The organism is Bradyrhizobium sp. 147 (assembly GCF_023073935.1).
In the GTDB taxonomy this organism is placed as follows: domain Bacteria; phylum Pseudomonadota; class Alphaproteobacteria; order Rhizobiales; family Xanthobacteraceae; genus Bradyrhizobium.
Genome location: NZ_JADPKL010000098.1, coordinates 92084 through 113011, shown reverse-complemented (window position 1 = coordinate 113011; position 20928 = coordinate 92084). Strand labels below are relative to the sequence as shown.

The 20928-nt window shown below is 64.4% G+C and carries 18 protein-coding genes and 1 pseudogene; 14 read left to right on the top strand and 5 right to left on the bottom strand.

Annotation, left to right across the window (positions count from 1 at the left end; all coding sequences use genetic code 11):
* Positions 1-135: 135 nt before the first annotated feature.
* Entirely contained in the window at positions 136-807 is a 672-nt protein-coding gene (locus IVA87_RS25820) for a DUF938 domain-containing protein (protein WP_247303586.1), read from the bottom strand.
* A gap of 271 nt (positions 808-1078) precedes the next feature.
* Here IVA87_RS25820 and soxX point away from each other — a divergent pair, with 271 nt between their 5' ends.
* The 10 genes and pseudogenes from soxX (at position 1079) to IVA87_RS25770 (ending at position 8780) form a co-directional block, all read left to right on the top strand.
* Positions 1079-1432 carry a sulfur oxidation c-type cytochrome SoxX gene (gene soxX, locus IVA87_RS25815; protein WP_247303587.1) on the top strand — a complete coding sequence of 118 codons (354 nt, stop codon included), beginning with the start codon at positions 1079-1081 and terminating at the stop codon, positions 1430-1432.
* A gap of 26 nt (positions 1433-1458) precedes the next feature.
* Positions 1459-1950, top strand: coding sequence for a thiosulfate oxidation carrier protein SoxY (gene soxY, locus IVA87_RS25810; RefSeq protein ID WP_247303588.1), 492 nt, complete (start codon positions 1459-1461; stop codon positions 1948-1950).
* 13 nt (positions 1951-1963) lie between these two features.
* On the top strand, positions 1964-2275 hold the full coding sequence (gene soxZ, locus IVA87_RS25805) for a thiosulfate oxidation carrier complex protein SoxZ (RefSeq protein ID WP_247303589.1): 312 nt from the start codon (positions 1964-1966) through the stop codon (positions 2273-2275).
* Complete coding sequence (soxA, locus tag IVA87_RS25800) at positions 2275-3138, top strand: sulfur oxidation c-type cytochrome SoxA (protein ID WP_247303590.1); 864 nt, start codon at positions 2275-2277, stop codon at positions 3136-3138. Before soxZ ends, soxA begins: the two co-directional genes overlap by 1 nt.
* Positions 3135-3443 (top strand): hypothetical protein, encoded by a 309-nt coding sequence (locus IVA87_RS25795; RefSeq protein ID WP_247303591.1) that lies wholly within the window; start codon positions 3135-3137, stop codon positions 3441-3443. Before soxA ends, IVA87_RS25795 begins: the two co-directional genes overlap by 4 nt.
* A 155-nt stretch (positions 3444-3598) precedes the next feature.
* Positions 3599-5350: a thiosulfohydrolase SoxB gene (gene soxB, locus IVA87_RS25790; protein ID WP_247303593.1), complete on the top strand. Its 1752-nt coding sequence runs from the start codon at positions 3599-3601 to the stop codon at positions 5348-5350.
* Positions 5347-5804, top strand: a pseudogene (locus IVA87_RS25785) (hypothetical protein). Before soxB ends, IVA87_RS25785 begins: the two are co-directional and overlap by 4 nt.
* Positions 5805-6074: 270 nt before the next feature.
* Complete coding sequence (locus IVA87_RS25780; RefSeq protein WP_247281911.1) at positions 6075-7112, top strand: MBL fold metallo-hydrolase; 1038 nt, start codon at positions 6075-6077, stop codon at positions 7110-7112.
* A gap of 86 nt (positions 7113-7198) precedes the next feature.
* The gene (locus tag IVA87_RS25775) at positions 7199-7387 is read left to right on the top strand and encodes a hypothetical protein (protein WP_247335673.1); all 189 of its coding nucleotides are present in this window, start codon (positions 7199-7201) and stop codon (positions 7385-7387) included.
* A gap of 184 nt (positions 7388-7571) precedes the next feature.
* On the top strand, positions 7572-8780 hold the full coding sequence (locus IVA87_RS25770) for an MFS transporter (RefSeq protein ID WP_247303596.1): 1209 nt from the start codon (positions 7572-7574) through the stop codon (positions 8778-8780).
* A 112-nt stretch (positions 8781-8892) separates the two neighbouring features.
* On the opposite strand, the gene IVA87_RS25765 is transcribed toward IVA87_RS25770, so the two are convergent.
* Complete coding sequence (locus tag IVA87_RS25765; protein WP_247335672.1) at positions 8893-10218, bottom strand: MFS transporter; 1326 nt, start codon at positions 10216-10218, stop codon at positions 8893-8895.
* Between the two features lie 149 nt (positions 10219-10367).
* Between IVA87_RS25765 and IVA87_RS25760 the strand changes: the two genes are divergently transcribed.
* From IVA87_RS25760 to IVA87_RS25745, 4 genes are read left to right on the top strand one after another with little or no spacing between them, the layout of a single operon-like run.
* Complete coding sequence (locus tag IVA87_RS25760) at positions 10368-11021, top strand: ABC transporter ATP-binding protein (RefSeq protein WP_247303600.1); 654 nt, start codon at positions 10368-10370, stop codon at positions 11019-11021.
* A complete protein-coding gene (locus tag IVA87_RS25755) occupies positions 11018-13480 on the top strand; it encodes an FtsX-like permease family protein (protein WP_247303602.1) in 2463 nt (820 codons plus the stop codon). Before IVA87_RS25760 ends, IVA87_RS25755 begins: the two co-directional genes overlap by 4 nt.
* The gene (locus IVA87_RS25750) at positions 13470-14552 is read left to right on the top strand and encodes a lipocalin-like domain-containing protein (RefSeq protein WP_247303604.1); all 1083 of its coding nucleotides are present in this window, start codon (positions 13470-13472) and stop codon (positions 14550-14552) included. The genes IVA87_RS25755 and IVA87_RS25750 overlap by 11 nt, the downstream gene beginning before the upstream one ends.
* Positions 14553-14579: 27 nt before the next feature.
* Positions 14580-14966 carry an MAPEG family protein gene (locus tag IVA87_RS25745; protein WP_247303607.1) on the top strand — a complete coding sequence of 129 codons (387 nt, stop codon included), beginning with the start codon at positions 14580-14582 and terminating at the stop codon, positions 14964-14966.
* Between the two features lie 138 nt (positions 14967-15104).
* Here IVA87_RS25745 and IVA87_RS25740 read toward each other — a convergent pair whose 3' ends face one another.
* From IVA87_RS25740 to IVA87_RS25730, 3 genes are all read right to left on the bottom strand, one after another.
* On the bottom strand, positions 15105-16295 hold the full coding sequence (locus tag IVA87_RS25740) for an ABC transporter substrate-binding protein (RefSeq protein WP_247303609.1): 1191 nt from the start codon (positions 16293-16295) through the stop codon (positions 15105-15107).
* A 240-nt stretch (positions 16296-16535) separates the two neighbouring features.
* Complete coding sequence (locus IVA87_RS25735; RefSeq protein WP_247303612.1) at positions 16536-19694, bottom strand: multidrug efflux RND transporter permease subunit; 3159 nt, start codon at positions 19692-19694, stop codon at positions 16536-16538.
* Positions 19691-20890, bottom strand: coding sequence for an efflux RND transporter periplasmic adaptor subunit (locus tag IVA87_RS25730; protein WP_247303614.1), 1200 nt, complete (start codon positions 20888-20890; stop codon positions 19691-19693). The genes IVA87_RS25735 and IVA87_RS25730 overlap by 4 nt, the downstream gene beginning before the upstream one ends.
* Between the last annotated feature and the right edge of the window lie 38 nt (positions 20891-20928).

Sequence of the window (20928 nt, the reverse complement as noted above, 5' to 3'; positions counted from 1 at the left end):
TCTCATCCCGACACCGCCTCGATTCGACGCAAAATCAAGCGCGCGGGCTGGGATGATGCCTTCCTCCTCAGTATGCTTCGCCATATGCGATAGCCCTGCCCGCAAGCGGGGGAGGGAGCGCACTGCCGATGCGGCTTAGCGCGAAAACACGAGCGTGAGATTGTTCGCTGGCATCTCGATCGTATCGATCAGCCGGAGGCCAATGCCTTGCGCCAGCGCCTCGACATCGCCGATGTCGCGCACGCCCCATTCGGGATTGCCCTCGCGCAAGGACGTGTCGAACACGGCGTTGCTGAGCGCGGTGTGCTTGCCGCCGCGCTTGAACGGGCCGTAGAGAAACAGCTTGCCGTCTGCCCGCAAATAGCGCCCGGCGCCGGCGAACAGACCCTCGGCCACGTTCCATGGCGCGATGTGAATGACATTGGCGCAGAACAATGCGGCAAGGTTGGTCGGCCCCTGCCCGCTTTTCATTTCCGGACACCAGTCGGGATCGGTGAGATCGATCCGTAAGGGCGGGCGGACGTTTTGCAGGCCTGAATGAACGCGCCAGGCCTCGATGCTCTTGAGATGGCGCTGGTTGAGGTCGCTCGGCCACCAGATCAGGCCGGGGGTATGACGGGCGAAATGGACCACGTGCTGTCCGGTTCCGCTGCCGAGCTCGACCACGTCACCGGTCGTGCCGGCGAGATGCTTTTCCAGCGCCGCCCAGATCGGCTCGTGATTGCGATGGAAGGCCGGCGCATCGAGCCGCCCATCCGGCGCGACCCGTCCGCCATCCCCGCCAAATTCGACGACATATTCAGCCAAGTGAGGTCCCCTTGAAAACACGAGAACGCGATGAAAACAGGATGGGCGCGAAAACGCCCTGGAAACAGCCGGCCGGCGCCCATTGTCCTTATTGTTGGGGATTGTCGGGGCCAGATCGGCCGAACCAATAATGCCTTTAATTGCAATGCGGAAGATATTAACTCCATTTTGCTCCGTGCATAGTCTCGATTGTCAGGCGATGTCCTTTATGCTTTGGAACGCCTTTATTTCAGCGATCGGGACCATCGCCATAACGCCTCGGAATGACGCCTTGCCTGCTTTGTCCCGGACGCCCATCCTGTTCCTCCTGCTGGCCGTCGCTGCCGGCCTCGCCAGCCCGGCGCAGGCCCAATCCGCGGCAAACGAGGGCCGGAAGCTCGCCATCGACCGCAGCAAGGGCAATTGCCTGACCTGCCACGTCATCCAGGGGGGCGACCTGCCGGGGACGATCGGGCCGGAACTGAAGGACATCAAGGCCAGATACCCCGACCGCAACGAGCTGGCCGCGATCATCTTCGACGAGACCAAACGCAATCCGCAGACCATGATGCCGCCGTTCGGCCGGAACCGGATTTTGACCGAACAGGAGATCAACGCGATCGTTGACTTCCTGCAAACGCTGTAAACGGCCGGCACGCCAGGAGACCTCCGATGACCACGACCACGGGCCCACATCCGACGCGGCGCCTGATCCTTCTGGGCGCTGCCTCTGTCGCGCTGATCGGGCTCGGCAACCTGCCGTTCGCGGCCAGCCCAGCGAGCGCCGCGGCGAACGATAAATATCCGGAAGAGGCCTTCAAGCAGAAGAGCGAGGCCGACGCGCTCAAGGCGCTCTATGGCAGGACCGCCGAGCCCTCCGACAAGGTCAAGCTGGATGCGCCGGAGATCGCCGAGAACGGCGGCGTGGTGCCGGTCTCAGTGACGACGACGCTCGACAAGGTGACCTCGATCTCGTTCTTCGTGGCCGAGAACCCGTACGCGCTCGCCGCGTCCTACAAGATCGCCGACGGCACGATTCCGGGCGTTGCCAACCGGCTGAAGATGGCCAAGACCACCAAATTGGTCGCCATCGTCGAGGCTGACGGCAAGCTCTACAGCGCGACCAAGGAAGTGAAGGTCACCGTCGGCGGCTGCGGCGGCTAGGAGGATCGGTCCGATGGCATCAAGCATTCGCGTGCGCGCAACATCCAATGGCGACATCACCGAGGTGCAGGCGCTGATCCAACATCCCATGGACACCGGCCTGGTCAAGGATTCCAAGGGCGAGCTGATCCCGGCCCACTTCATCCAGGAGCTGAAGTTCGAATGTAACGGCAAGGACGTCTTTGTCGCCAATTGGGGCACGGCGGTCTCCAAGGACCCCTACGTCAAATTCAGCTTCAAGGGCGCCAAGAAGGGCGACGAGCTCAAGATCTCCTGGACCGACAACAAGGGTGCGTCGGATACGACCACCGCGAAGATCGCGTGATGAAGACCCGCTTCTCCCTCCTGCTTGGCTCGGTGAGCGCCGCGCTCGTTGCGTGCGCCCTCACCTCGCCGCGAGCCGTCGCGGCTGATAAGGTCGATCCCGTTGCTGATGCGAAGGCGTTCCAGAATTTCTTCTTCCAGAAATTTCCGAACGTGAAGCGCGAGGATTTCGTCAACGGTCCTTATTCCATGAACGAGGACATGAAGCGGCAGTGGCAGGAGAAGGAAGAATTCCCGCCTTACGAGTTCGCGCTCGACGCCGGCAAGGAAATGTTTTCGACCCCGTTTAAGAACGGCAAGACTTACGCCGATTGCTTCCCGAACGGCGGCATCGGCATCCGCCAGAACTATCCCTATTTCGACAGCAAGGAAGGCAAGGTCATCACGCTGGAGCTCGCGCTGAACCGCTGCCGCGAGGCCAATGGCGAGGCGCCCTATTCCTACGTCAAGGACGAGATGGCCTCGCTCACCGCCTACATGGCCTACACCTCGCGCGGCAAGCCGATGGACATCAAGATTCCCGATGATCCCCGTGCGCTCGAAGCGTTCGAGAACGGCAAGCGGTATTTCTACACCCGCCGCGGCCAGATGAACTTCTCCTGCGCGAGCTGCCACGTGCAGAGCCCGGGCGAGCGCATCCGCGCCGAGACTCTGGCGCCGGCGCTCGGCATTTTGAATGCGATGCCGATCTACCGCTCCGAATGGAGCGGCATGGGCACGACCAGCCGCCGCTTCGTCACCTGCAACAGCCAGACCCGGGCGGTTCCGCTGGAGCCGCAATCGGACGAATATCGCGACGTCGAATATTTCCTCTCCTACGTCGCCAACGGCCTGCCGATCTCGGGACCGGGAGCGCGGCCATGAAGCGGGCATGTCTCCTGGCCACACTGGTTGCATTGACCATCGCGCTACCGTCGGCACGCGCGGCAACGGAAGCGGAGTACAAGGCGGCCTATGCCGCCGCCGAAGCCGCAGCCAAGGAGGCGGCCAGCCTGCGCCACCAATGGACCACGACCGTCGCGACGCTGGCGGCGGCGAAGAAGGCGGCCGATGGCGGCGATTTCGACCGCGCATTTGCCGCAGCGAAAGAGGCCGAGGCGCTGGCGAAGGCGTCGATCTTCCAGGCTAATTCCGAAAAAGAGGCCTGGAAGGCGATGGAAATCCGCTAGACTGGGCCTGGCGCGCGAGAACATCGTGCTCCAGATCATTCTTTGAGCATGATCTTGTCGGAAAGCCGCACCACACCTTGCGCTGACGCGGCCCCTTCGGATCCGGATCATGCTTGTGGAACAGTCGACAGCGTTGAGGGCGCGGAGAAGTTAAGATGGCCATCCGCCGCCGCGATTTCCTGAAGAGCGCGGGCCTAGCCGCCGCATCGCTCGGACTGCCGCGGCTCGCGCGCGGTGCCGACACCGCGAGCATCTATGACATCGAGCGTTTCGGCAATGCGCGCATCCTGCACATCACCGACACGCATGCGCAGCTCAATCCGGTCTATTTCCGCGAGCCCAGCGTCAATATCGGCATCGGCGAGATGGCGGGACGACCGCCGCACCTGGTTGGCCGCGCCTTCCTGGAGCGGTTCGGCATCCGGTCCGACAGCGCGGATGCCTATGCCTTCACCTGCCTCGAATTCGAGAAATCTGCGGGCCGTTTCGGCAAGCTCGGCGGCTTTGCCCATCTGAAGACGCTGATCGACCGCTTGCGCGGCGACGTCGGCGAAAAGCATTCGCTGCTCGTCGATGGCGGCGACCTCTGGCAGGGCACCGGGCTTGCCAATGTCATGCAGGGCCGCGACATGGTCGAGGTCGCCAACCTGCTCGGCATCGAGGCGATGACCGGGCATTGGGAATTCACCTATGGCGAGCAGGTGCTGCGGGACAATCTCGAGCGCTTCAAGGGCGAGTTTCTGGCGCAGAACGTCTTCCTGACCGAAGAGGCCGCCTTCAACGATGCTCCCGCCTTCGACAAAGCCAGCGGGCGCGTGTTCAAACCGTCTGTCATCAAGGAGCTTGGCGGCCATCGTGTCGCAATCGTCGGCCAGGCGTTCCCTTACGTGCCGATCGCGCATCCCAAGCGGTTCACGCCGGACTGGACCTTTGGCATCCGCGAAGAGGAGTTGCAGAAGCATGTCGATGCTCTGCGCGCCACCGACAAGGTCGATGCCGTCATCCTGCTGTCGCACAACGGCATGGACGTGGACCTGAAACTCGCGAGCCGCGTCACCGGCATCGACGTTATCCTCGGCGGCCATACCCACGACGCCGTGCCGCAGCCGATTGCCGTGAAGAACGCTGGAGGCACCACGCTCGTCACCAATGCCGGCTCCAACGGAAAATTCCTGGCCGTGCTCGATCTCGCAATCGGCAAGGGCAAGGTCAGCGACATTCGTTATCATCTGCTGCCGGTTTTTTCCGAGCTGCTGAAGCCGGATGCGGGGATGGCCGAGCTGATCGGCCGGCTGCGCGCGCCGCATGTGAGCGACTGGTCGGAGAAGATCACAACGCCCGATCGCCTGCTCTACCGCCGGGGCAATTTTTCCGGTCCCGTCGACGAGTTGATCTGCACGGCGCTGCGCAGCGAGCTCGATGCCGAGATCGCGCTGTCGCCGGGCTTCCGCTGGGGCGTCACCGCGCTGTCGGGCCAGGCGCTGACGATGGAGGATGTGCTCGCGGAAACCGCGATCACCTATCCCGAGACCTATGTGCAGGAGATGACCGGCGCACAGATCAAGGACGTGCTGGAGGACATCTGCGACAACCTCTTCAACGCAGATCCCTATTACCAGCAGGGTGGCGACATGGTGCGCGCCGGCGGGTTCAGCTACACCTGCACGCCGGACGCCGCGATCGGCAGCCGCATCTCCGAGCTGAAGCTCAATGGCGGCAAGGCGCTCGGCGCCAGCCACCGCTACAAGGTCGCAGGCTGGGCCTCCGTCAACCGCCAGCAAGGCGCGCCGGTGTGGGACGTCGTTGGCAAATATCTGCGCTCGGGACGAATGTTTCAGGAGCGGCTCGGCTCCGGCGTCACCCTGAAAGGGGTCGAGGGCAATCCAGGCATTGCAGGACAAGGATGATGCGGTCGCAAATCTCATCCGCGATGCTGCTGGCATTGCTCGTCTGGGCAGCGATCCCGCCGGCTTTGCGCAGCAAGTGCCGCTGCAGGACAAGCCGTTCGCCGAGCACAAGGTCGTACTTCAGCTCTCCGACGGCGATGCGAAGAAACAGGCACTGGTGCTCAGCGTCGCCAACAACCTGCTGAAGGCTTACGACCCCGACAAGATCGCGGTCGAAGTGGTGGCGTTCGGTCCCGGTATCGATCTATTGCTGTCCGGCAGCGAGCGTCGCAAGCAGGTCGAGAGCCTGATCGCACAGGGCGTGCGCTTCGACATCTGCCTCAATACGGTGGACACGATCGAGCGCGAGACAGGCAAGCGGCCGGAGTTCATTCCCGCGGCAACGCCGGTGCAGGTGGGCGTCGGGCAGATCCTGTTCCTGGCGGAGAACGGCTACACGGTGGTGCGGCCGTAGGAGCTGTCCGAGCTTGTCGCACGTCCGCGCAACACAATCCGTGTCATTCCCCGCGAAGGGGGGAATCTAGTGCGCCGCGGCCCCTCCATCCCGTTCAGCGCCTCTGGAATACTGGATCGCCCGCCTGCGCGGGCGATGACAGGGGTGGGTGGGGACGGCCACCCGCGCAATAAAGATCTTCTAAAGTTCATTCTCTACACAGTGATTTGCTTCTCTCTAGGGCCCGCCCCGTAGTAGAATCCTCGAAATCACCACACGCCGGGTCCTGCCATGATCTTCCGCCAGCTCTTCGACAGTGTTTCGGGCACCTACAGCTATCTGCTTGCGAGCCGCCCAGGCGGCGAGGCGCTGATCCTCGATCCCGTGTTGGAGAAGGTCGACCGCTACTGCCAGTTGCTGCGCGAGCTCGACCTCAAGCTGGTCAAGGCGATCGACACCCATCTGCATGCCGATCACGTCACCGGTCTCGGCGAGTTGCGCGACCGCACCCATTGCATGACCGTGATGGGCGATCAGACCAAGGCCGACGTGGTGGCGATGCGGGTCGCCGACGGCGATAAAGTGACGATCGAGGGCCTGTCGCTCGACGTGATGTACACGCCGGGCCACACCGACGATTCCTATTCGTATCTGATGGGTGACCGTGTCTTCACCGGCGATACGCTTCTGATCCGCGGCACCGGCCGCACCGATTTCCAGAACGGCTCATCGCGCGCGCAATACGATTCGATTTTCAACCGCCTGCTCAAGCTGCCGGACGAGACGATGGTGTTTCCGGCGCATGACTACAAGGGCGATACCGTCTCCACCATCGGCGAGGAGAAGCGCTACAATCCGCGGCTCCAGGTCCGCTCGGTCGACGAATATATCGAGCTGATGGCCAATCTGAAGCTGCCCAATCCGAAGATGATGGATGTTGCGGTCCCCGCCAACATGCATGTCGGCCTGCATCAGGAGGAGCTCGAGAAAGAGGGCCGCGCGCTCAGTGCCGCCGAGGCGATCCGCATTCTCGGCCGGCCCGACATCCTGCTGGTTGACCTGCGCGAGAGCAACGAGCGGATGAAGCACGGCATGCTCGAAGGAGCACTGCACACGCCCTATCAATCCGTGGAGGAGAGCCTGAAGCCCGGCGGCATGCTGCGCGAGGTCGCAGCCGCGACCGGCCGCCGCGTCGTGTTCTTCTGCGCCTTCGGCGAACGCTCGGCGATGGCGGTGGCCGCCGCCAAGGAGGCGGGGCTCTCCAACAGCGCGCACATCGCCGGCGGCCTGGATGCCTGGAAGAAGGCAGGCGGGCCGGTGGTGCACTGAACGGCCGAGTGCCGTGCTTGAGATAGATCAGGAAGTTCCCATATGTCGGGCTAGGACGGATGCAGCATCACCATCCGGGAGCCGCCATGGCCAAGATCGGCAAGCCGAGCGAGCCGCCCAAGATCGCGGACAACAAGATCGCGGACGATAAGCAAGCGCAAGACAAGGCGAAAAAGTCCAAGCCTCCGCGCGAGATCGACCATGACGATTACGAAGACGGCGACATCGCGACCCCGAAGCGCGACCGCTACGGCCCGGACGACGAGCCGTTGTGAGGACGGTGCTCGCGGGTTGAGCGCACGCTGGCGCAACATCCTCCAAAGTCGTCCCGGCGAAGTGCAGGCTAGCGACACACCTCGTGCCGCCGCCCGCGCTACCTGCCATGCGCCCGCGTTCATGGACAAATAACCGCTCTGCCCGATAGTTTGCGCCTCCTTTAGCACGCAAGACGGAACTACAATGGTCGACGTTCTCGCCGCACCGCAGCAAAGCAAGGCGGACAGCGCGCTGCGCACGCTGACGGGGATTTCGATCGCGCATTGGGTGAGCCATTTCCATCTGCTCGTGCTTCCGATGCTGTTCCCGTTCCTCAAGAGCCAGCTCGGCGTCGGCTATATCGAGCTCGGCTTCGCACTCACCGTGTTTGCGGTGGTGTCGGGATTGACGCAGGCGCCGACCGGCTATCTCGTCGACCATTTTGGCGCGCGACGAATTCTGCTGGCCGGGCTCGCGCTCGGCGGCTTCGCGCTGATCCTGCTCGGCTTGCACCTCAGCTACGCCTCGCTAATCGCCTGCGCCGTGCTGCTGGGCCTCGCCAACAGCGTCTACCATCCCGCCGATTACGCGATCCTGGCCGCGCACATGGACGAGGCGCGGATGGGCCGCGCCTTCTCGATTCACACTTTTGCCGGCTTTCTCGGCGGCGCCCTCGCTCCTGCCATCGTCGCTGCGCTCGTCACATTGTCCGGTGGCACTGGAGCGCTGATCGCCTCCGGCGCGATCGGTGTCGCGGTGGCGCTGCTGCTGATCGCCATGAACATTCCCGACGCCGGTGCGCACAAGACCAAACCCGGCAGCGCGAACGCGCCAAAACAGGCCGTCATCACGCCGGCGCTGATCACGCTGACCGCGCTGTTCATGCTGCTGAGCCTCTCGGTTGCCGGCATCAACAATTTCGGCGTGGTGGCACTGATGAGCGGCTACGGCGCCACCTACTCCGCCGCCAACATCGCGCTGACGGCATTCCTTGGCGCCAGCGCCATCGGCGTGCTCGCAGGCGGCTTGCTCGCCGACCGGACCGAGCGCCACGGCCAGGTCGCCGCAGCCTGCTTTGCCGCGAATGCGGCGATCGTGCTGCTGATCGCACTCGCCACACTGCCGGGCTGGGCTCTCACCGCCGCGATGACGGCCGCAGGCTTCCTCAGCGGCGTGATCGCACCCTCGCGCGACATGCTGGTGCGCAACGCGGCTCCTCCCGGCGCTGCGGGGCGTGCCTTCGGCATCGTCTCCACCGGATTCAATCTCGGCGGCATCGTCAGCCCGCTGCTGTTCGGCTGGATCATGGACCAGAGCGCGCCGCATTGGGTGTTCGGCGCCTCCGTGATCTTCATGGCGGCGACGGTGGTGCTGTCACCGTTCACGGAGCGGAAGCGGCGACCACAAAGTTAATCGTCCGTTCCCGCGCCAAGCATCGCCCCGCGGTTATGACCCCGGGTCGGCGCGCCCTTGGGGGGCGCTTGTCCGGAACGACGGTTGTTGCTTGGGGCGTGCGCCGCCACCCCTACGTCGGCGACACCGCACTCTTCAGCGCGCCCGCCTGCGGGGCGGCACCGCCCGTCAACCTGGCGCGTTCGGTGTTCGGCCAGAGCAGCAGCAAGCCGAGCAGGCCGGAGCCGACCATGATCGCCGCATTGATGGTGAAGCCGGTCATGTAGCCGTCGAGCATGCTGCCGGCGCGCTGGATCACGGTGCCCATCACGGCGGGTGCGATGATGCCCGAAAGCGTATAAAGCGCGCCGTAGATCGCGAGGATGGCGCCGCGCTGCGATGTCGGCGTGAACTCGCCGAGCATGGGCGGGCACACGACATAGATCGCGCCGCACAGGCCCGTTCCGACCACCAGCAAAGCCAGCTGAAGGCCGGCGCCCTGGACATGCGGCATCGTCGCCAGAATCAGGCCGCCGACGACCAGCGGCACCGAGCCGAGCACGCCGCGGGCGATGCGCGTGGTCGAGCCGCGCGCCATCATCATTTGCGAGATCCAGCCCGTCAGGATCACGATGGTGGCGCCGAAGATCCAGGGCAGAGTGGAAATCCAGCCGGCCTGGCTCTGCGAGAAACCGAGGCCCTTGATGATGAACGGCGTGAACCAAGTCAGCCCGAGCGACAGCGCCCAATAGGCGCCGAAGGTCGCGGCGACGCAGCCGAGAAAGGTGCGCGAGGTAAGAAGCTGAATATAGGGAATCTTCGTCTCGGTTGCGGCGAGGGCCTGCGCATCCTCCAACGGCCCCTCCTTGCCGAGCGCGAGCCAGGCACAGACCCAGATCAGGCCGACGACGCCGAGCGCGCCGAAGGCATAGTGCCAGGAATGGTTGACGATGATCCAGTTCAAGGCCGGCACCGCGATGATCACGCCAAAGGCCGAGCCTTGCGACAGGATCGCGGTCGGCAGCGTGCGCTTCTCGTCAGGGAACCATTTGTAGATGGCGTGCGCTGCGACCGAGAAGGCCGGGCCTTCGCCGGCGCCCAGCACGATGCGGCAGATCAGGAGCGTGGTGAAGGAGACGGTGCCGACCATCGGAAACTGCGCCAGTGCCCAAACCACTGCGAGCGCCAGCAGCACCCAGCGCGTCGGCACCTTGTTGACGATGAAGCCGACCACGATGGCCGAGATCGAGAACAGGAAGAAGAACGAGGAGCCGAGCAGGCCGAATTGCTCCGGCGTGAGCTTGAGGTCCGCCATGATCGGCACGCCGGCAAGACCGACGACGATCTTGTCGGCGAAGTTCACCAGCATGAACAGAAACAGGAGAAAGGTGATGGTCCAGGCGCCCTTCGGCGTCGCTGTCGGCTTGCTCGCCGCGGACGGCGTTCCCTGAGCGCTCATGCTTCTATTTTCCCCATGTATCTTTTTGGCACTTTTTTGATTTGACCTTCTTGGAGCTAACAACGGCGTGGATGCCAACGCAACCCCGGCATTTCCGCAGCAAGTGTGCTAGGCAGCAATTCCGCTAATTCCGTCCGGCGCCATTAATCGTGCTGAACATCAAAAATCTCTCGAAGACCTTCTTCTCAGCCGGCGAGCCGGTCCACGTGCTGCGCGGCGTCGATCTCGACCTCGCGGCCGGCGAGCGGGTCGCGCTGACGGGCGAATCCGGCAGCGGCAAGAGCACGCTGCTGCACCTGATCGCCGGGCTCGATGCGGCTGATAGCGGCTCGATCCGGCTGGCGGATATCGAGGTCACCAAGCTGTCGGATGCGGGACGCGCCAGCTTGCGACGCGACCGGGTCGGCTTGGTTTTTCAGCAGTTCAATCTGATCCCGAGCCTGTCGGTCGCGGACAACCTCGCCTTCCAGGCCCGGATCGCCGGCCGGCATGATGCGGCCTGGACCAAAGAGCTGATCGAACGGCTCGGACTCCGCACTCTCCTCAAGCGTTATCCCGAGCAATTGTCGGGCGGACAGCAGCAGCGGGTCGCCATCGGCCGGGCGCTGGCGACGAAGCCCTCGCTGCTGCTGGCGGATGAGCCGACCGGCAATCTGGACGAAGCCACCGCCGAGGACGTGCTGGCGCTGACGCGCGATCTCGTGGCGCGCACCGGCTGCGGCTTCCTGATGGCGACGCACAGCCTGCATCTGGCAGCGACGCTCGACCGCCACCTTACCTTGCACGGCGGGCGCATCGCATGAGGCGCGCGCTGTGGATCCTCGCCGTGCTGCTCAGCCATTGGCGGCGTCACCAGATGCAGTTCGCAACGCTGCTGATCGGGCTGATCGCGGCGACCGCGCTGTGGAGTGGCGTGCAGGCGATCAACCAGCAGGCCCGCAGCGCCTATGACCGCGCCGCGGCGACATTCGGCGGCGCACGTACGGCGATGCTGGTCGCGCTGGATTCCGCGACCTTTTCCCAGGAGCTGTTCATAAAATTGCGCCGCGCCGGCTGGCCGGTCTCCCCGGTACTGGAGGGACGCGTCCAGATCAATGGACGCTCGGTGCGGCTGCTCGGCATCGAGCCGGTGACGCTGCCGACCGACGTCGGCAATGCGCCGCGCCTTGGCGCCTCGGATCTCAGCAGTTTCGTCGCGCCGCCGGGCCAGACGCTGGTGGCGCGGGAGACGCTGAGTGACTTGCAAGAGCAGGAGGGTGCGGTGCCGGCGATCAGCAGCGGCGCAAAACTGCCGCCGCTGCGCGTGCTGCCGCAGCTCGTGCCCGGCGTGCTGGTGGTCGATATCGGCGTGGCGCAGCGGCTCCTCAACAAGCCGGACCAGGTGTCGCGGTTGCTGATCGGCAAGGCGAAGGGCAAGCCCGCGCCGCTTCAAAGCGTCGTCGGCGATCAGCTGCAGCGGATCGAGCCGGATGCCGAGACGGAGCTGGAACGTCTCACCGACAGTTTTCATCTCAATCTCACCGCCTTCGGGCTGTTGTCATTCTTCGTCGGGCTCTTCATCGTCAATTCAGCCGTTGGCCTCGCCTTCGAGCAACGTCTGCCGATGCTGCGGACGTTGCGCGCCTGCGGCGCGTCGGCGCGGCTGGTCAACACGATGCTGGTGCTGGAGCTGGTGGTGCTGGCGCTGATCGCCGGGCTGATCGGGCTCGTCTGCGGTTATTTCATCGCGGCAGCGCTGTTGCCCGACGTCGCGGCCTCGCTGCGCGGGCTCTATGGCGCACAGATCCCCGGGCAGCTCACGCTGCGTTCCGAATGGTGGCTAGCCGGTATCGGCATCAGCGTTGTCGGCGCGCTGGTCGCGGCCGCAACCAGCCTGATCAAGGCGATCAGGATGCCGGTGCTGGCAACCGCGCAACCACGCGCCTGGCAGCAGGCGCAGCGCCGCTGGCTGATCCTGCAAAGTGCAGGCGCCTGCGCCGTATTCATGGTCGCGCTGCTGCTGCTTCACTATGGGCAATCGCTGGTCGCAGGCTTCGGCGTGCTGGCCGCGCTGATGTTCGGTGCGGCCCTGATCCTTCCGGCATTTCTCGAACTCATCCTGCTCGTTGGCCAGCGTTGGGCGAAAGGGCCGCTGGCGCTGTGGTTCTGGGCCGACAGCCGGCAGCAACTCTCCGGATTGTCGCTGGCGCTGATGGCGCTGCTGCTTGCACTCGCCGTCAATGTCGGGGTGTCCACGATGGTGGAGACCTTCAGCCGCACCTTCATCGGCTGGCTCAATGGACGGCTGGCGGCCGACGTCTACATCAGCGCGTCCGACAACACGCAAGGTGTTGCGATCCGGAACTGGCTGCGCGAGCGCAGCGATGTCCAGGCGATCCTCTCGGGCGCACGCGCGGAGGCGCAAGTTCAGGGCCAGCCGGTGGAATTGCTCGGCCTTCCCGACCACGCGCTCTATCGCGAACGTTGGCCGCTGCTGGAAGCCGCGCCGCGCGCCTGGACCCGGCTCGTGCCCGGCAATGCTGCCTTCATCAGCGAGCAGTTGAGCCGCCGGCTGAACATCCGCGTCGGCGACGTCGTCGAGGTGCCGGCGCCGGGCGGGACCTGGGAGCTCGACATTGTCGGCATCTATGCTGATTACGGCAATCCCAAGGGGCAGCTCGCGGTCAATGTCGCGGCGCTGATCCGGCAATTTCCACAGACGCCGCAGACGCGGATCGGCCTGATCGTCAACAAGAACGATATCCCCGGCCTGATCTCAGCGTTGCAGAAGCAATTTGCGCTCGACGATCGCAGCGTCGCCGACCAGGCGACGGTGAAAGCAGAATCGATCCGCATCTTCAACCGCACCTTTGCGGTCACGTCCGCGCTGAATGCCTTTACGCTTGGCGTCGCCGGCATCGCGCTGCTCACAAGCCTGCTGACGTTGGCCAACTCACGCCTGCCGCAGCTTGCGCCGCTGTGGGCGATGGGCCTCACCCGGCCGCGCCTTGCCGCGATCGAGCTGGCCAAGACGCTATCGGTGGCGCTGTTCACATCGCTCTTGGCCGTGCCGCTCGGCCTCTTGGTGGCGTGGTGCCTGATCGCGATCGTCAATGTGAAGGCATTCGGCTGGCGGCTGCCGTTCCATGTGTTTCCGCTGCAATTGGTCGAGTTGGTCGCGGTCGCGCTGCTCGCCTCGCTGCTTGCCGCATTGCTGCCGATGCTACGGCTGGCGCGCATGCAGCCGGCAAATCTCGTCAAGGTGTTCGCCAATGAGCGCTGAGAAAATCTCACGACGCGCGGTCGTCGGCAGCTTTGCTGCGCTGGCACTCACACCTCGCGCAGGGGCGCAGGGCTATGCCGGACTCGGCGAAACCGCGGACGGCTTTGCCAAAGTAACGGCGGGCAAGGTCTTCACCTTTCCGGGCGATCACGGGCCGCATCCGGAGTTTCGTATCGAGTGGTGGTATCTCACGGCCAACCTCGTCGATGCCAATGGCGCTGCTTGCGGCCTACAATGGACCCTGTTCCGCCAGGCGGCGCAGCCAGGCCCGCAACGCGAGGGCTGGGCCAATCAGCAGATATGGATGGGACATGCGGCGGTGACGCGCGCCGACACCCACCGCTTTAGCGAGACGTTTTCACGCGGCGGTGTGGGGCAGGCCGGCGTCACGGCCAAGCCGTTCGATGCCTGGATCGACGATTGGGAAATGAAGGGTCTTGAGCGCACCGACGATCGCACGCTGGCGCCGCTGACGCTCAAAGCCTCGGCGACCGATTTCAGCTATACACTGACGCTGGAGGCCGATCGTCCGATGGTATTGCAGGGCGACCGCGGCTACAGCCGCAAGTCGGAGCGCGGGCAGGCATCTTACTATTACAGCCAGCCGTTCTATCGCGCACGCGGCAGCATCACGATCGACGATAAGCCGGCCGAGGTGATGGGCCAGGCCTGGATGGACCGCGAATGGAGCAGCCAGCCGCTGGATGCCGATCAGACCGGTTGGGACTGGCTGTCGCTGCATCTCGGATCCGGCGACAAGCTGATGCTATACCGGCTGCGGCAGAAGGACGGCCAAAACTATCCGTTCGGCAACTGGATCAGCGCCGCCGGCGAGACGCGGATGATTGCAGGTCGCGACATCCAGATGATGCCGAAGGCGACCGCGGATGTTGCGGGACGCAAGCTGCCGGTGGAGTGGCAGATCGCAATCCCCTCGCAATCGTTCTCGATCCTGTGCAAGCCGCTCAATCCAGGGGCCTGGATGGGGACCGGCTTCTCCTACTGGGAAGGGCCGATCAGCTTTGCCGGCACGCATGATGGCGTTGGCTATCTCGAGCTGACGGGCTATTGAAGCGCGATCTCGTCGAAGGAAATAACGATGCATCATCTCACCGCCCTCGTCACGCTGCTGGCGATCGCATTTTACTTTTTCACCGCCGTCAACGTCTCGCGCTCGCGCACCAAGACCGGCGTCAAGGTGCCGGCGATGTCCGGCCATCCGGATTTCGAGCGCGCCTTTCGCATCCAGATGAACACGCTGGAATGGATGCCGATCTTCCTGCCGGCGCTCTGGCTGTTCGCCATCTATATCAGCGACGCCATCGCAGCCAGCATCGGCGTGGTCTGGATCATCGGCCGCATCCTCTATTTCGTCGGCTATTCCCAGGCGGCGGCAAAGCGCAGCCTGGGTTTCGCGATCCAGAGCCTCGCCGCCGTGGCGCTGTGGGCGGGGGCGTTAGGGGCGGTGGCGTTGCGGCTGGTGTGAGGGCCCATCTGCGGCTCCAAATTCCGCCGTCATTCCGGGGCGGCGCATTGGCGCCGAACCCGGAATCTCGAGATTCTCAGGTGCGCAATTGCGCACCATAGTTCGATGCTTCGCATCGCCCCGGAATGACGCTGCGCGTCACTTCGTCAGCGGACAGCCACTTTCCTTGGCGGCGAAGAACGCTTTGTCGCCGGGAACGGTAGCGAGCAGCTTGTAATAATCCCAGGGCTTCTTCGATTCCGAGGGCTTCTTGACCTCGAACAGGTACATGTCGTGGACCATGCGGCCGTTCTCGAGCACCTTGCCACCTTGCGCGAAGTCGTCGTCGACCGGCAGCTCCTTCAGCTTCTTGGCAACCGCGTCCGGATCCTTGGTGCCGGCGGCCTTGACCGCCTTGAGATAGCTCAGCGTCGCCGAATAGGTGCCAGCGTGGATCATGCTCGGCATCCGCCCCGTCCGCTTGAAGAAGCGTTCCCCGAGATGGCGCGTCTTGTCGTTGAGATCCCAGTAATAGCCTTCGGTCAGCACCAGGCCCTGCGCGGCCTGCAGGCCGAGGCCGTTCACCTCGGCGAGCGTCATCAGAAGGCCTGCGAGCTTCTGGCCACCGGAGACGATGCCGAACTCGGACGCCTGCTTGATCGAGTTGGTGGTGTCAAGACCGGCATTGGCGAGGCCGACGATCTTCGCCTTGGAGCTCTGCGCCTGCAGCAGGAAGGACGAGAAGTCAGAGGAATTGAGCGGCACGCGCACCGAGCCGACTACCTTGCCGCCATTGGCGGTGACGATCTCGCTGGTGTCCTTCTCCAGCGCGTAGCCGAAGGCGTAGTCGGCAGTGAGGAAGAACCAGGTGTCGCCGCCGGCCTTGGTCAGCGCACCGCCGGTGCCGACGGCGAGCGCGCGGGTGTCGTAGGCCCAGTGGAAGCCGTAGGGCTGGCAGGCATCGCCGGTCAGCCGCGAGGTCGCGGCGCCGACGACGATGTCGATCTTCTTCTTTTCCTTGGAGAGCTCGTGGATCGCGAGTGCGACCGAGGAGGTGGTCAGCTCCGTGATCATGTCGACATTCTCGACGTCATACCAGCGCCGCGCGATCGAGCTGGCGAGATCCGGCTTGTTCTGGTGGTCGGCCGTGATGAGCTCGATCTTCTGGCCGAGCACCTCGCCGCCAAAGTCCTCGATCGCCATCTTCGCGGCTTCGACCGACCATTTGCCGCCGTAATCGGCATAGACGCCGGACTGATCGTTGAGGATGCCGATCTTGACGCCCTGCGCGGCGGCCGGCGACGCCAGCAATACGGCCGAGGCCGCTGCGGCCAAAAATGCTGATTTCATATGTTAACTCCCAGCAGTCTTCTGTTGTGAAATCGCGCGGATAGTAGTGAAGAACCCCGCGCGTGCCCATCCATTTCGGCGTAGGCCGTTAGTATCGAGGTGGGCGCTATATTCTCCGCTTCGTCACCGGACCAAGCGCGCCTTGGGCCAGCGCGCGTCACTGGGGGTGAGTCCCGGATCTGCGCTTAGGCTTGTCCGGGACGACGGCGCGGATGTGGATACGCCGGTGGCGACACTGACTTACGCAGGGGCCCCTGGCTTCTTATCCCGCCGCCCCTCCGCCAGGTTCCTCACCACCACATAGAAGATCGGCGTGAACAGAAGGCCGAACAGGGTGACGCCGATCATGCCGAAGAACACGGCAACGCCGACGGCCTGCCGCATCTCCGAGCCGGAGCCGCTCGAGATCACCAGCGGCAGCACGCCGAGGATGAAGGCGAAGGAGGTCATCAGGATCGGGCGCAGGCGCAGGCGGCAGGCTTCGATGACGGCCTCGAGCCGAGGCTTGCCCTCGAGCTCGATGTCGCGCGCGAACTCGACGATCAGGATCGCGTTCTTTGCTGCGAGTCCCACCAGCACGACGAAGCCGATCTGGGTGAGGATGTTGACGTCCTGGCCCATGATGCGCACACCGATGGTGGCAGCGAGCAGGCACATCGGCACGATCAAGATCACTGCAAACGGCAAGGTCCAGCTGCCATATTGCGCGGCGAGCACGAGATAGACGAACAGCACGCAGATCGGGAACACGTAAAGGCCGGCATTGCCGCCTGTGACCTGCTGATACGACAGATCCGTCCATTCGAAGGTGAAGCCGCTCGGCAAGGTATCGTTGGCGAGCTGCTTGATGGTGTTGAGCGCGGTGGTCGAGCTGGTGCCCGGCGCCGGCTCGCCCTGCAATTCGGACGCTGCGTAAAGATTATAGCGCGCGACGCGATCGGGACCCGAGACATCCTTGAACTCGACGACGCTGCCGAGCATCACCATGTCGCCGGAGGCGTTGCGCGTGCGCAGCCGCGCGAGGTCGCTCGGCTCCTTGCGGTACGGGAAATCGGCCTGCGCGGTGACGTGGTAGGTGCGGCCGAACAGGTTGAAGTCGTTGACATAGGTGGAGCCGAAATAGGACTGGATCGTGTCGTTGATGTTGGAAATGGGAACGCCGAGCTTCTGCGCCTTGGTGCGGTCGATGTCCACGAAGAGCTGCGGCGTGTTGGCCGTGAACGGCGAGAACACCGAGGTGAGACTGGGTGCCTTGCGCGCGGCGGCGACCAGCTCGTCGGTCGCAGCGGCGAGCATTTCGGGCCCGCGGCCCTGGCGATCCTGGACGCGGATCGTGAAACCGCCGCCGGTGCCGATGCCGGGCACGGCCGGGGGCGGAATCACGATAATGAAGGCACCCTGAATTGCGGTGAGGCGCTTGCGCAGCTCGGCCGTGATGGCGTTCGCGGACAGCCCCTTTTTCAGTCGCACCTCGGGCTCATCGAAAACCGGAAAGAGCGCCGCCGCGTTGCCGGCCTGCGTGCGCGTGGCGCCGGAGAAGCCGGCGAATGCCGCAACACGGACGATGCCCGGCGTATCCAGCGAGATCCGCTCGATCTCACGCACGACCTCCGTGGTGCGCGCCAGCGACGCCGCGCCCGGCAATTGCACGGATATGATGACGTAGCCGCGATCCTGCGCGGGAATGAAGCCCTGCGGCGTCGTCACGATCAGCCAGCCGGCGCTGCCGATCAACACCACGTACGCCAGAAGCATCACGACCGAATGCCGGATCACGAAATTGGCAAGACCCGCATAGCCGTGCGCCAGCCGGTCGAACACCCGGTTGAACACGCCAGTGAAAGCATTCCAGCCGCGCGCGATGACGTTCCAGGCGGCCGGCGGCCGCTTCTCCTCGTGCGGCACCAGGATCTGCGAAGCCAGCGCCGGCGATAGCGTCAGCGAGCAGAAGCAGGAGATCGCGGTCGCGACCGCGATGGTGACGGCGAATTGCTGGAAAAATTGCCCAGAAATGCCGCCCAGGAACGCGGTCGGGACGAACACCGCGCAAAGCACCAGCGCGATCGACACCAGCGCGCCGCCGACCTCTTCCATCGTCTTCAGCGCGGCGTCGCGCCGACTCATGCCGTGCTCGAGATGCCGCTCGACATTCTCGACCACGACGATGGCGTCGTCGACCACGATGCCGACGGCGAGCACGAGACCGAACAGCGTGAGATTATTGATGGAGAAGCCCAGCGCCGCCATCACCGCGAAAGTGCCGACCAGCGACACCGGAATAGCAATGATCGGAATGATCGCGGGCCGCCATCCTTGCAGGAACACCAGCACCACGACGACCACGAGCAGCATCGCCTCGTAGATGGTCTTGATCAGCTCGTGGACGGACTGCGCGATGAACTCGGTCGGGTTGTAGCCGATATTGTAGTCGAGACCTCTCGGAAAGCTCTCCTTGAGCTTCGTCATCGTGTCGGAAATGTTTTTCGCCGTCGCGAGCGCGTTGGATCCGGGCCGCTGCGTCACCAGCATGGCGACCGCGGATTTGCGCAGCAGGAAGCTGTTGGTGGTGTAGGACAAGGCACCCAGCTCGATGCGGGCGACGTCGCGCAGGCGGACAATCCGGCCATCGGGGCCGGCCTTGATCAGGATGTCCTCGAACTGCTTCTGATCCTTCAGGCGCCCCGTGAAGGTGAGGTTCGGCTGGAAAGCGCGGTCGGCGATCGGCGGCTCGGCGATCTGGCCGCCGGCGATCTGAACGTTCTGGGCGCGGATCGCCGCCAGCACCTCGGCCGAGGTCAGGCCGAGATTGGCGATCCGGTCGGGATCGAGCCACAATCGCATCGAATAGTCGCGTGCGCCAAAGATCTGGATGTCGCCGACGCCGTCGAGGCGCAGCAGCTGGTCGCGGACCTGGAGCAAGGCATAGTTGGAGATGTAGAGCTGGTCGAACGTGTCGTCCGGCGACAGCATGAACACGACCATCAGGATGTCGGGCGAGTTCTTGCGCGTGGTGACGCCGTTGCGCTGGACCTCCTCCGGCAGACGCGGCTGCGCGATGGCGACGCGGTTCTGCACCAGCACCTGGGCCTTGTCGAGATCGGTGCCGAGCTTGAAGGTGACGGTGATGGTGAGCTGGCCGTTCGAGGTCGCCTGGCTGTAGAGATACAGCATGTCCTCGACGCCGTTGATCTCCTGCTCGATGGGAGCTGCGACCGTGTCGGACACGGTTTGCGCGGAGGCGCCGGGATATTGCGTGGTGACCACCACGGTCGGCGGCACCACCTGCGGATATTCGGAGACCGGCAACGTGGTGTAGGCGATCGCGCCGACGATCAGCAGCACGATCGACAGCACCATCGCCAGGATGGGCTGGTTGATGGAGAGGCGGCCAAGATTCATGACTTGCCACCGGCCGGCGCTTGCGCCGTCTGCGGGGCGACCTTGGCGCCGACCCGGGCGCGCTGGATGCCGTTGACGATGACGCGATCCTCCGCCCTCAGCCCCTCGCGGATCACGCGCAGGCCGTCATCGAGCGGCCCGAGCACCACCGGACGCGCCTCGACCGTGTCATCGGGCTTCACCACGAACACGATCTTGCGGGACTGGTCGGTTGCGACAGCGACGTCCGGAATCAGCAGCGCATCATAGGGCGCACTGCCAATCAGGCGGACGCGCCCGAACTGGCCGGGCAGGATCGACAGGTCGGTGTTCTTGACCACGGCGCGGCTGCGCAGCGTACCGGTCGAGACGTCGAGGCGGTTGTCGAGGAAGTTGACGGTGCCCTCATGCGACGGCTTGGTTTCACCGGCCAGCGTCACCTGCACCGGGTTCGCAGTGTCGCGCGAGCTTGGGCGCCGCCCCTCGAACCATAATTTGCTGTATTTGATGAAGGTCGCCTCATCCATGTCGAAATAGATGTAGATCGGATCCAGCGTGACGATCGAGGTCAGCAGCGTCGAAGCGCCGTTGTCGCTGCCCTGCACGAGGTTGCCGGGACTGACGAGATGGCGGCTGACGCGACCGGTCAGCGGCGCCGTCACATGCGTGAACTCGATGTTGAGCTTGGCGGCCTTCAGCGCGCCTTCGGCCTGCATCTCGGCCGCATGCGCGGCCTGCAGGGCTTGGCGACGCTGATCGACCACCTGCTCCGAGACCGCATTGGTCTGCACCAGATTGAGGCCACGGTCGAGCTCGCGCTTGGCAAGCTCCACCCTGGCGCGCGCATCCGACAGCTGCCCCTCCGCCTGCGTGGCCACCGCCTCGAACGGACGGGGATCGATCACGTAGAGCAGATCGCCCTGACGCACGATGGCGCCGTCCTGGAACTCGACCGAGTTGACGAAGCCGCCGACGCGGGGGCGCACCTGCACCTCCTCGACCGCCTCGAAACGACCGGTGAACTCATCCCAATCGGTGACGGTGCGCTTGACCGGCTGAGCGACTGTCACCGGCGCCGGCGGCGGGGCAGCGGCCTGTGACGCCGGCTTGTCGCAGCCGGAAAGGGCGAACGCCGCAGCGAGAAGCCCGGCGATTGCGCTGCGCTGAACGAAATCGTGCTTTTTGACAAACTGCTCGCTTCCGTCCGGTCCGCTCATCCCAGGTCCTCGCATCAAAGCCGCAGGACAGGGTACTC

Bases quoted from the DNA above. Each gene is read 5' to 3' on its own strand.
- soxY (WP_247303588.1), top strand. From the start codon at position 1,459: ATGACCACGACCACGGGCCCACATCCGACGCGGCGCCTGATCCTTCTG.
- soxZ (WP_247303589.1), top strand. From the start codon at position 1,964: ATGGCATCAAGCATTCGCGTGCGCGCAACATCCAATGGCGACATCACC.
- soxA (WP_247303590.1), top strand. From the start codon at position 2,275: ATGAAGACCCGCTTCTCCCTCCTGCTTGGCTCGGTGAGCGCCGCGCTC.
- IVA87_RS25795 (WP_247303591.1), top strand. From the start codon at position 3,135: ATGAAGCGGGCATGTCTCCTGGCCACACTGGTTGCATTGACCATCGCG.
- soxB (WP_247303593.1), top strand. From the start codon at position 3,599: ATGGCCATCCGCCGCCGCGATTTCCTGAAGAGCGCGGGCCTAGCCGCC.
- IVA87_RS25780 (WP_247281911.1), top strand. From the start codon at position 6,075: ATGATCTTCCGCCAGCTCTTCGACAGTGTTTCGGGCACCTACAGCTAT.
- IVA87_RS25775 (WP_247335673.1), top strand. From the start codon at position 7,199: ATGGCCAAGATCGGCAAGCCGAGCGAGCCGCCCAAGATCGCGGACAAC.
- IVA87_RS25770 (WP_247303596.1), top strand. From the start codon at position 7,572: ATGGTCGACGTTCTCGCCGCACCGCAGCAAAGCAAGGCGGACAGCGCG.
- IVA87_RS25765 (WP_247335672.1), bottom strand. From the start codon at position 10,218: ATGAGCGCTCAGGGAACGCCGTCCGCGGCGAGCAAGCCGACAGCGACG.
- IVA87_RS25755 (WP_247303602.1), top strand. From the start codon at position 11,018: ATGAGGCGCGCGCTGTGGATCCTCGCCGTGCTGCTCAGCCATTGGCGG.
- IVA87_RS25750 (WP_247303604.1), top strand. From the start codon at position 13,470: ATGAGCGCTGAGAAAATCTCACGACGCGCGGTCGTCGGCAGCTTTGCT.
- IVA87_RS25745 (WP_247303607.1), top strand. From the start codon at position 14,580: ATGCATCATCTCACCGCCCTCGTCACGCTGCTGGCGATCGCATTTTAC.
- IVA87_RS25740 (WP_247303609.1), bottom strand. From the start codon at position 16,295: ATGAAATCAGCATTTTTGGCCGCAGCGGCCTCGGCCGTATTGCTGGCG.
- IVA87_RS25735 (WP_247303612.1), bottom strand. From the start codon at position 19,694: ATGAATCTTGGCCGCCTCTCCATCAACCAGCCCATCCTGGCGATGGTG.
- IVA87_RS25730 (WP_247303614.1), bottom strand. From the start codon at position 20,890: ATGAGCGGACCGGACGGAAGCGAGCAGTTTGTCAAAAAGCACGATTTC.